Genomic DNA, 10,353 nt, shown 5'->3' on the forward strand with positions numbered 1-10,353 from the left:
CATGGGCAAGTTGGGTGCGAACATGACCGCCGTGGTCGATCATTCGTCCTGATTGCGGTAGATGTGACCAGGCACACAGCGCGCGGCCGGAATGAGTGCTGTGTCGGGTTTGCGCGGAGTGCGAAGAATCTAGGTGCGTGGTCTTTCTGTCATCTTCAGCGGCTAATGTCACCCTCGATCCACGGACGTGGGTTGCAGGAGCTAGTACGCGCCAGCGAGTCGGGCGCCGAAGACAGGATGGCCATTGCCCAGTACCGCTACGAGGGAGATCCTCGTTCCCCGGCTCTCGCCCACCCGTTCGCACCTCGTCCCGCTCATCACCACTGCCGCCCTCGTGGCGACAGTCCTGGCTCCGTGGCTCGCTGCCCACCATCCGCGCGTCCTCGTCGCGGCGGTGGCTGCCATCGCTGCGTTGGTCGTCGCTGCCTGGCTCGCCCGCCGTTCGGCTGCGTCCGACGGGGCTGCGTCCGACGGGGCTGCGTCCGCAGCCCCCGCCGTGACCGTGGGATCCACGCTCCGGTCCACCGTCGAGCTCGCCCTGCACCTCTCGCCCGTCCTGCTCCTGACGGTCATCTTCCCGATCGCCAGCGTCCGGATCTCCACCGCGTCGGTGGGCGGCGCTGACCTGTCCGCACTGCTGCTCGCGTCCTCGCTCACGGTCCCGTGGCTCAGCCAAGCGGTGTGCTTCCCGTTGTACCGGGCGATCGGGCCGCTGATCAGCGACGGCGACCGGTTCCAGATCGCTGCGCGCTTCTGCCAGGTCTGGCCCGCCACCTTCATCCAGTCCGCACCGGTGATCGTGGTCTTCGCCATCCCGGTCCAGATCGTGATGCGCTGGTCACCCGCGGCGCTCGGGACCTACGTCGCGCTGTGCCTCCTGCACATGGCCTTCGTGCAGTCGCTCGTGCCGACGAACGTCGGCCGTCGTCGGGTGCTCTGGGCGGCCGCGTGGGTCGGCTACGCCGCGGCGCTCCTGCTCGTCCCGACGTGGTGGTTCCTGCCGCCGCTGGTCGGCCTGGCAACGCAGCTCGTGCCGCTGCGCGCACACCTCGCCCGGGTGGGTCGACCGGTCTGGCTCGACAACCGGGACCTGCTCTCCGACCTCACCCGGGGAGTGCTGCTCGGTGGGGTGCTCTGGTCCGACAAGTTCTTCCTGTACCTGCGCGGCAGCGGCCAGTTCGACGTGTCGGCGACCTTCTTCGCGATGCTCCCGGCCGTGCTGGCCTACAACTACTACTTCGTACGCCTCGCGCCCGCGTTCGACACCTCGGTGGGCTCGCTCCGGGCGGCGATGGAGAACTCGCCCTATGCCGTGCTCGCCGACCGCTCGTCGCGGCTGAGCAGGACGGTCCAGGCCTCGATCAGCCAGACCGCCGTCATCGGGGCCGGCTTGTGCCTCGCCATCACGGTGCTGGTCACGCAGTACACGACCTACTCCGCGGCGCTGGTGGCCTCGGTCGCCGTCGCCTCCTGGCTCTTCATGATGACCACGGTGCTCTGCTACAAGCTCGACTACGCGGGCAAGACGGGCTTGGCGCAGGTGTACAGCGCGGCCCACCTGGTCGTGTGCGGCGGGGCGTTCCTGCTGCTGCCCGCGGGCGCGAACCTCTACGGCGCACTGCTCGCGTTCGAGGCCCTGCTGTTCGCTGCGGCCCTGCGCAGCTGTCTCAACCACTGGCGCTCGGCCGAGTACACGCTCTTCTGGCGGCACGCCACTGCGTGGTGACTCCTCCGCACCCTTGCTCGAGCCCGGTCGTCCCGCTACCCGCGGCGCGACGAAGGAGTTCGGCGGCCGCACCCCGGCTGCCGGGAAGGACCACTCATGACCGCTGTGACCTCACCCCCGCTGCCCTCGACCACGTCCGCGACGACCGCCGACACAACCGCCGAGACGTCCGCCGAGACGTCGTCCGCCACGTCGTCCGCCACGACGTCCCCGACGACCGCGGCCCGGGTTGCGCGTGACCGTGTCGCCCTTCGGCGATCTCGCTCGGTGATCTCCTGGTCGGCGTGGGTGACGATCGCGCTCGTCGCGGCCGCGTTCGGTGCCGCGTTCGCTTCCGGCACGGCCAGGGCCACCGCAGGCGACATCGGCATGGGTGACGGGGCCGCGCTGGTGGTGGTCGCGCTGACGAGCATCCTGGCGTTCCTGGCGCTCAGCCTGGGGTTCGGTCAGAGCCGCTCGCCCGGGCGCACGCCGCAGGACCGGTCGGACCAGGTCGAGCCCGCACGGCCCGTCCTTGCCGCCTCGACCGTCGTTCCGGCCGGGGTGAAGATCCTGCCCGCGTCGAGCTACGCGGACGTGGACGTCGCGATCGTGATGGAGTCCACCTACCCCTATCTCAAGGGTGGCGTCTCCGCCGTCGTGCACGACATCGTGATGGGGAACCAGGACCTGACCTTCGGGATCATCCACATCACCTGGGACTCGTCATCTCCGCACGAGGACCTCTACGGCATGCCCGCCAACGTCAGGTGGGTCCGGCCCGTGTACCTCAGCATGGCGGAGCACCACGCGGACTTCGTCTCCCTGCGGCCGTCGGACCTGAACATGAGCGGCCCGGAGCGCAAGGCGCTGGCGACCCGCCTGTTCGACGCGATCGAGGCCGTGCTGGCCGGCGACATGGACCCGATGTGGGCCCTGTACGACGACGGGATGAACCCCCGCACACGGACCTTCCCGCTGTGGGCCGTGCTGGGGAGCAAGGAGTTCATGGTCGCTGCCCGCGACCGCCTGCCCGGGCTCGGGATCCCGCTGACGGAGATGTTCTGGCTGCTCCGCGAGTTCTTCTCGCTCGCGTGCGCCGTGCTTGGCGGCGACATCCCCAAGGCGGGCGTCTACCACGCCCACACGACCGGGTACGCGTCCCTGATCGGCGCCGCCGCCGCGCGCCAGAATGGCACGAAGTTCCTGCTCACCGAGCACAACCTCTACGTCCGCGACACGGTCAACACCCGCCTGGGGCGCAGCATGGCGCTGCGCCTGACCGCCCGGGACTGGCGCGAGTTCGACGTGCCGCCGCTGGACCGCGCCTGGATGGCCTGGTGGACCGAGATCGGCCAGTTCTGCTACCCGAGCGCCGAGACCGTCACCTATCTCTACCCCGGCGCGATCAGCGAGGCGGCCGATCTCGGGGCGCCGATCGAGCGAAGCGTCGTGATCCCGAACGGCATGATCGTGCGGGAGTTCGAGGACGTCGCCGCACAGCGCGAGCTCGTGCGGAAGCGGATCCAGGCCGATCCGGACCACACCTGGCGGCTCGTCTACATCGCCCGCGTCGTGCCCATCAAGGGCCTCGCGGACCTGATCTCGTCGCTCGCGCTGCTCATCGATCGAGGCATCACCAACTTCCACCTCGACGTGCTCGGCCCGACCGAGCACACCCCCGACTACTACCGGATGTGCCGCGAGAAGGCCCGCACCCTGCGGATCGAGGACTACCTGACGTTCCGCGGGACGGTCCAGGTGCGCGAGCTGCTCGGCGACTACGACCTGCTCGTGCTGTCGAGCTACAACGAGGGCCAGCCGATCGTCGTGCTCGAGGCGATGGCGGCGGGCATCCCGACGGTGGGCACCGAGGTCGGCGGGATGGCCCAGCTGATCGGGGACCCGCTGACGACCCCGGGCGGGCGGACCTGGGGTGCGAGCGGGCTGCTGGTGCAGGCCGGTGACGAGGTCGAGATGGCGGACGCGCTGCAGACGATGATGCGCGCCCCCGATATGTACGAGCGGTTCGCGGAGAACGCCCGCGGCCGGCTCGCCGGGTTCTTCCAGCTCGAGGACGCGATGGGTGCCTACAACCGGCTCTACCGCGAGCTCGGTGGCCTGCCGATCGAACCGCTCGAGGTCGATCCGAGCGCGGTGGAGCCGCTCGTGACGGCGGCGCGCATGACGGCCCCGCTCGTGACGGGCTCGTTCGCCGAGCGCCACCCGGCCGAGGACCGCACCGGGCTCGAGAGCTCGGGCTTCCCCGACCTGGACGACCTCATCTTCGGCGACGGCCGACGGTCGCGCCGATAGGGGTCGACGGCGCCAGGGCCTATGGCAGCAGCGCCAGGGCCTACGGCAGCAGGGCCTACGGCACCAGGTCGAGCAGCGGCTCAGCCCAGTCCGCGTGGTCGTAGGCGATGCCGTTTCCGCCGTCGGTCACGACCAGGCGCACACTCTTCGCGCCCGTGAGCTTGACGAGGATCGGCAGCGGGGCGGACGTCCCGGTGAGCTGCGGGCTGGTGTAGGTGAGCTTGCCGTCCACGTAGACCTTGAACACCACGCTGCCGAGGCCGCCGGTCTCGTCGTCGACCCCGATGGTGGTCCGCAGCGCGGCGTACTTCGCGCCCAGGGCGAAGGTCTGCGCGGACGCCGCATGGACGCCGATCCCGCGCGCGTACTGCCGGCCGCGAATGGTGAGCGGGCGCCCGTCGCCGGCCACGGCCTCGCCGTTGCTGCGGTTGAGCTCGCGGGGTCCCCACCCGTTGGTGACCGAGGTGGCGGTCAGGCTGCCCAGCGCCACCGCCACGGCGGCCGGCGTCGCGGTGGTCGCCGCGGCAACCGTGAACGTGTGCTGCAGGCTGTTCCACCCCTCGGTGGCCTGCCAGGTGCCGGTGTTCGCCAGCTGGATGGCATACGCGGGCATGCTCGCCAGGGTGGCCGCGGGGTCCGGCAGCGCCAGGAACGTCGCGTAGTCCCCGGGCGTGGCCGGTACGGGGACCTGGACGGTGAACGTGCTGGTCGCGCCCGGGGTCAGCGTGCGCAGGTCGATGGGCACGGTGACCTTGTAGGTCGTGGTCGCGCTGCGCAGCACGACCTGCACCGGGCGGTCACGGAACGGGGCGGCGTAGCCATCGTTGGTCAGGCTGAGCTGGAGCGAGAGGTTTCCGCCGACGACGCCGCCGGTCGGCAGGGTGCTCGAGGTGAGCCGCAACCGGTAGCCCAGGCGACGCCCGGCCTCGGCCCGGCCTGCGTCCCCCCAGGAGCTGAGCACGTCCGCGTGGTAGTCGGCGTTGAGGAACGACCAGTGATAGGCCGCCAGGTCGGCGCTCGCAGACGGCCACTGCGTGCGCGGCTCGTTGACCTCGCAGGACTCGCCGCCCACCGGGACAGTCCGGCTCTGGTCGGCCAGCCACTGGCGGTCGGTCGCGGTCGCGAACGTGCCGTAGTCATCCGTTCCGGCGCCGAAGCAGTCGTCGTGGATCCCGACCCGGGCGGCCTGGGCGCTGGTGGCTGCGACAAGCCGTTGCTTGATGGCCGGGTACCTGACGAGCACCGGGATGCGGGCGTCTGTGCTGCTCAGCAGGGCGTTGAGCACCGCGCCGCGGGCTGCCCAGTCGGCGTCGGACAGGAGCCAGGGCTGGGCGGGGTCGCTCGCGAAGTTGTCGCTGTAGTACCACTCACCCCACTGCCCGACGAAGCCCGCCTGGAGGACCGAGACGACGTCGGCCGAGGCATTGAGGACCGGGGCGAGCTGGCGGATATGGCCGACCACGCGGGCGGCGGACGCGTCGGCGGACGAGGAGTCGGAGTACGCGAAGCGCACCACGAGCTTGACCCCGGCGGCCCGCGCCGTGGCCAGATCGGCGGCGACGAGGCGGAGGATGGCATCGTCGATGGTGTCCTGGTCGGCGAACTTCTCGAGGTAGAAGATCCGGTAGACCAAGGTGACCTTCTCGGACGTGCGCCAGCTCGTCAGCTGTGCCGCGTCCAGCGGCGTGTACCCGGACCCGTCGGCGCGGAAGTGCGTCTCGCTGTAGTGGTAGAACCCCCGATCGGGGTTCGCCAGCGCGGCCGACGACGCCGCATAGGTGTGCGCAACCGTGGCGGCGGTGGCCGTGGCGGCCGTCGCGATCGGGGCGGACATCAGCGCCCCGGCGCCCAGGAGCACCGCCAGCGACATGGTCAACAGCAGGGGGACCCTCGCGAAAGCACGGCTCAGCATGTCCATCGATTCGTCGCGAATGGCTACGTTCTGAAGGATTTGCGGTGGCGGAGATATTCCTACGATCGCATGTGATGCGCACCCTGGGGCAATTCGGGAGCAATCATCACGAGCATGCCTGGTCCGGCGGTTAGAGTCCCCCCATGTCAAAGCGCCATGGAGCCTGGATCCGGTACGGCGATGCGTTGGAGCCGGCGCAGGTCGCATTCGCCGCCGAGCACTACCAGGTCGCCATCTTGCAGCCCTGGGAGACCGATGCGCTCAAGGCACTGAAGACCGCTCGCCCGGACATGACGGTGCTTGCCTACAAGTGCCTGTCCTCGACCCGCAGCTTCGAGCCGGGGCCGGTGTACAGCTCCGGGGTGTGCTTCGAGGAGGCCGAGGAGTCGGGTGAGGAGTGGTTCGCCCACCGGGCCGACGGCGTCGACCGCATCGAGTGGAACACCTACGCCGGGCAATGGCAGATGGCCACCTGGAACGCGGACTACCGCGAGCGGTGGTGCGACAACGTCGCCGACGAGCTCGAGGGTTCGCTGTGGGACGGCATCATGGCCGACAACGACGTGTTCGACGACTACTACGGCATCCGACCGCCGATCGAGGGCGGCCGAACCATGGCCGACCTGCGCGGCGCCCTCGACGAGTTCGTGCCGCAGGTCGGGGCCCGGCTCAACGGCATCGGGAAGCTCCTGGTGCCCAACATCGCCGAGTCACGGCGCGATCCAGGCCGGTGGGCCCGGCACGCGGCATTCGGCGGGGGCTTCGAAGAGGTCTGGCTGGCCTGGGGCCCGGACGACTACCTCGATCCCTACACGGTCGACGCGCAGGGCGCCGAGGTGTCCGCACCCGGCCTGAGCATCCTGCGGATCGCCTCCGACGGCACCAACGAGCACCGCAACTTCACCTACGGGCTCGCGGCCCTCTGGGTCTACGGCGCTGGCCCAGGCGGTGCGTTCACGGCGACGTCGCGCGACGGCTACTCGGCGACGCCGTACATCCCGCAGCTCGACTGGGACCTGGGGGAGCCGGTGGAGGACGTCGTCCATCGCGGCAACGGCCGGTCGCGCGCCTTCTCCGGCGGGTGGGCTGCGATCAACCTCAACTCGGCGCCCCGTCGCAAGGTCACCTTCGCCGTGCCCGCCGGCCTGCACGACGTCGGCGGGCGTCCGGCGCCGTCGAGCGTCACCCTCGCCCCGCACGAGGGCGTCCTTTTCGTCAGCTGACCACGGGATCGTCGAACTGCCTCGCCCTGCCCGCGTGCGTCCTTTTCGTCAGCTGACCACGGGATCGTCGGACTGCCTCGCCCTGCCCGCGTGCGTCCTTTTCGTCAGCTGACCACGGGATGGTCGAACTGCCACGCCTTCCATGCGCTCGCGAGGATCTCCGGCAGCGCGGCTTCAGCCCGCCACCCCATCACTCCGGTGATCCGGTCGACGGAGGCGACCACGCTGGCCGGGTCGCCTGCCCGGGGCGCAAGGATCTCGGGCCGCGCGTCCCAGCCGGTCAGGTTGGCGAGCTCCGTGACCACCTCGAGCACGCTGGACCCGATCCCGGTTCCCACGTTGAAGGTGTCGAACGCCCGCTCGGGCCGGGCCACGTAGTCGAGCGAGGCGACGTGCGCCTGGGCCAGGTCGAGCACGTGCACGAAGTCACGCACGCAGGTGCCGTCGGGCGTGGGGTAGTCCCCGCCGAACACCTTGGGCTGCTGCCCGAGCGACTTCTGCTGCAGCAGCATCGTGACGAGGTTCATCACCAGCGGGTCGCCGAGCTCCGGTAAGCCGGCACCGGCCACGTTGAAGTAGCGCAGTGAGACCGCGCGCAGGCCCCACGCGCGCGCGGCGTCCCGCACCATCCACTCCCCGACGAGCTTGGTCTCGCCGTAGGGGTTCACCGGGGAGGTCGGCGCAATCTCGGTGACGTCGGTCGTCGTGGGAGTCCCGTACACGGCCGCGGACGACGAGAACACGAGCTCACGCACCCCGGCGAGCTCCATCGCCGCGAGCACGTTCGCCAGACCGGTGACGTTCTGCTGGAAGTACCAGGCGGGCCGCACCATCGACTCGTCCACCCGCTTCTTCGCCGCAAAGTGCACGACCGAGGTCACCTCGAACGAGCGCAGGGTGTCAGCCAGTTCCTCGACCGACGACGGCTCGGTGAGATCCAGCCGGCGCCACGGGGTGCCGGGGATGCGGTCCTGGCTCCCGGTCGAGAAATCGTCGACCACGACGACGGCGCGGCCGGTGTCCTGGACGAGCTTGACGACGTGGGCGCCGATGTAGCCGGCTCCGCCGGTGATGAGAACAGTCATGTGCGGTGGCCCCAGCTCGCTTGGCTTCATCGGGTGTCGGAAACTCCCCGGGGGATGAACAGCGTTGGCCACACCACCGACTGGCCCAGACTCTAGATCATGGGGCTGCTCCGGCCCGCGAACGACAGAACAGTGCCGAACGCCTTGTGCTGGGTGCTCGGTGCTCGGTGCTCGGTGCTCGGTGCTGGGTACGGGTGGTGCGGGCGACGGGCGACGGGTGACGGGTGACGGGGTGACGGCGAGTCGGGCGTCAGGCAACGCGAGCGTCGCGCGTCGCGAAACGGCGGCAGGGGTCGCTGCTGCGCGCGTCGGTCTGAGAGAGGTCGAGCTCGTCCGGGGGTTCAGGCGGACCGATCGGCGGGCTGGTCCCGGCCGCAGACCCCCGGAGGGTCCGCCCCCTGGGGTCGGTGAACTCGTACCGGACGCGCGCGATCGTCGCGATCCCGGCGAGCCCGGGCAAGCGGCTGGCGGGATCGTGTGGCGGGTGATCGTGAGGTCCAGGCGGTGGACCTCGTGGTGGTGGAAGTTGCACAGGAGCGCCCCGTTCTCCACCGCGGTGACTCCGCCGTCGCGTTCCCACCACCTGAGGTGGTGGATGTGGCACCAGCGGGCGTGCGCGTGGCAGTCGGGCCAGGCGCACTCTCGGTCGCGGGCGATGACGGCTCTGCGTTGGGGACCGGTGAACAGGCGCTCGGTGCGCCCGAGGTCCAGGGGCACACCGTCGGCGTTGATGACGATCCGGGTGAGCTCGCAGTCGCACATGACCACGCCGAGCTCGGAGGTGGGTACGGGAGTGCCGTCCTCCAGCGTCGCGGGCGCGTATCCGATCGGGGCGCTGATCCGAGGACCGCCACCGCACTGCGCGTCTCCGCCGGTCCCGATTTCGGTCGCTGCGCGGGTCCCGCTGCCGGTGACCTGGTCGCCCTCGCCCTCGCCCTCGGCGTCGGTCTCGGTGTCGTCGGGGGCGAACCCGAAGGTGGCCATGGCCGCGCGGCGGCGGTCGCGGTCCGCTTGGGCCGCGATCCAGGTTTCTTCGGTGAGGATGACGGAGACCTGGGGTGGCACGTGCGCGCCGGGCTTGGTGTCGACCGACGCGAGGATCCGCCCGGCGATGGAGTCCAGGGCGTCGGCGTTGCGTTGGCCGAAGTCGCGGTCGTCGTCGGCCGCGGGGCGGGGGGTGGCGGCCTCGAGGGCGAGGGCGATCTTCTTGCCGGTGATCGTGTCGAGGAACCCTTTGAGGTGGGTGCCCGTCGGGGTGTGGGACAGATGAACGTACCGGGCGCGGTACTGGGCTTGGTGGTCGCGTTCCAGCCCCTCGGGGTCGACGTTCGCCGCCCACCGGTCGGCGGTGAGCGCGAACGTGGCCGCATCCTGACCGGCCGCCAGGCCGAGCAGCGTCTCCTGGCCGTCGGCCGAGGTGGCGGCTTCGCGCTGGGCGGGGGTCCCGCTGGCGGCGACCTTCGCGATGATGGTCGCGTGCTCCAGCGGGATCCGCCCGTCTGTCACGGCACCCAGGACGTCGGGGACGGTGTCCAGCTCGGCCGCCTGCCGGACCTGCGCGGCGCCGCCGCGCTTCCCGAGGCGGGTCTTGCGGCCGACCCATGCTTCAAAGCTCGGGTCCCCGTTCCCGCGCCAGGTGTCGGCGTCGCGCTCGGCGATGAGCACGCTGGACCGGATCGCCCGCAGGGTGTCGATGGTCAGGTTCAGCTCGGTCAGCACGTCCTGCCGGTCCGGGCCCGTCCACCGCTGGCCCCGGCGACCGCCGCGGCAAGCACCCCGGCCGCGGCCCGCAGCACGGCCACCTCCTCGTGCGCCCCGCACACGACCGGCGTCCCCGACCCACCACCGGCCGCCGCACCGCCGTGGGTGGTGGCGCCGCTGAAGGTGGTGGCGCCGCTGAGGGTGGTGGCATCGCTGTCGGTGGCGCCAGCGACACTGCCATTCGTCGCCGGAGCCGAGGTAACGGGCGCGGCAGCGCGAGGAGCCCCGACGGTCACGCTCACAACAGGCCCCCTTCCCGCATGCGATCGAACATCTGTACTGTGTCGCTTAGCGTGGATATGGCACGCTCAAGATTGTCCGCTCAGGACCACAAAGACGGAGTTGCGGCAG

6 protein-coding genes are annotated in these 10,353 nt (G+C 70.6%); 3 read left to right on the top strand and 3 right to left on the bottom strand.

Annotated elements, in window-relative coordinates; all coding sequences use genetic code 11:
• Positions 1–244 precede the first annotated feature (244 nt).
• Both EUA98_RS19865 and pelF read left to right on the top strand, forming a co-directional pair.
• Positions 245–1,726, top strand: a complete 1,482-nt coding sequence (locus tag EUA98_RS19865; protein ID WP_165372870.1) for a hypothetical protein — start codon at positions 245–247, stop codon at positions 1,724–1,726.
• Positions 1,727–1,822: 96 nt separating this feature from the next.
• On the top strand, positions 1,823–4,021 hold the full coding sequence (pelF, locus tag EUA98_RS16815) for a GT4 family glycosyltransferase PelF (RefSeq protein ID WP_242511635.1): 2,199 nt from the start codon (positions 1,823–1,825) through the stop codon (positions 4,019–4,021).
• 55 nt (positions 4,022–4,076) lie between these two features.
• Here pelF and EUA98_RS16820 read toward each other — a convergent pair whose 3' ends face one another.
• Positions 4,077–5,933, bottom strand: coding sequence for a DUF4832 domain-containing protein (locus EUA98_RS16820; RefSeq protein WP_207219124.1), 1,857 nt, complete (start codon positions 5,931–5,933; stop codon positions 4,077–4,079).
• A 143-nt stretch (positions 5,934–6,076) separates the two neighbouring features.
• Here EUA98_RS16820 and EUA98_RS16825 point away from each other — a divergent pair, with 143 nt between their 5' ends.
• Entirely contained in the window at positions 6,077–7,156 is a 1,080-nt protein-coding gene (locus EUA98_RS16825) for a putative glycoside hydrolase (RefSeq protein WP_130103854.1), read from the top strand.
• A 104-nt stretch (positions 7,157–7,260) separates the two neighbouring features.
• Here EUA98_RS16825 and galE read toward each other — a convergent pair whose 3' ends face one another.
• Both galE and EUA98_RS16835 read right to left on the bottom strand, forming a co-directional pair.
• Positions 7,261–9,960, bottom strand: coding sequence for a UDP-glucose 4-epimerase GalE (gene galE / locus EUA98_RS20575; RefSeq protein WP_130103855.1), 2,700 nt, complete (start codon positions 9,958–9,960; stop codon positions 7,261–7,263).
• On the bottom strand, positions 9,954–10,244 hold the full coding sequence (locus EUA98_RS16835; protein WP_130103856.1) for a hypothetical protein: 291 nt from the start codon (positions 10,242–10,244) through the stop codon (positions 9,954–9,956). The genes galE and EUA98_RS16835 overlap by 7 nt, the downstream gene beginning before the upstream one ends.
• Positions 10,245–10,353 lie beyond the last annotated feature (109 nt).

Origin of the sequence: Pengzhenrongella frigida (genome assembly GCF_004168625.1) — a bacterium.
Lineage (GTDB): Bacteria > Actinomycetota > Actinomycetes > Actinomycetales > Cellulomonadaceae > Pengzhenrongella > Pengzhenrongella frigida.

What these genes read in the sequence shown, in the direction of transcription:
- pelF (WP_242511635.1), top strand. Translation starts at nt 1,823, where the DNA reads ATGACCGCTGTGACCTCACCCCCGCTGCCCTCGACCACGTCCGCGACG.
- EUA98_RS16825 (WP_130103854.1), top strand. Translation starts at nt 6,077, where the DNA reads ATGTCAAAGCGCCATGGAGCCTGGATCCGGTACGGCGATGCGTTGGAG.
- EUA98_RS16820 (WP_207219124.1), bottom strand. Translation starts at nt 5,933, where the DNA reads ATGCTGAGCCGTGCTTTCGCGAGGGTCCCCCTGCTGTTGACCATGTCG.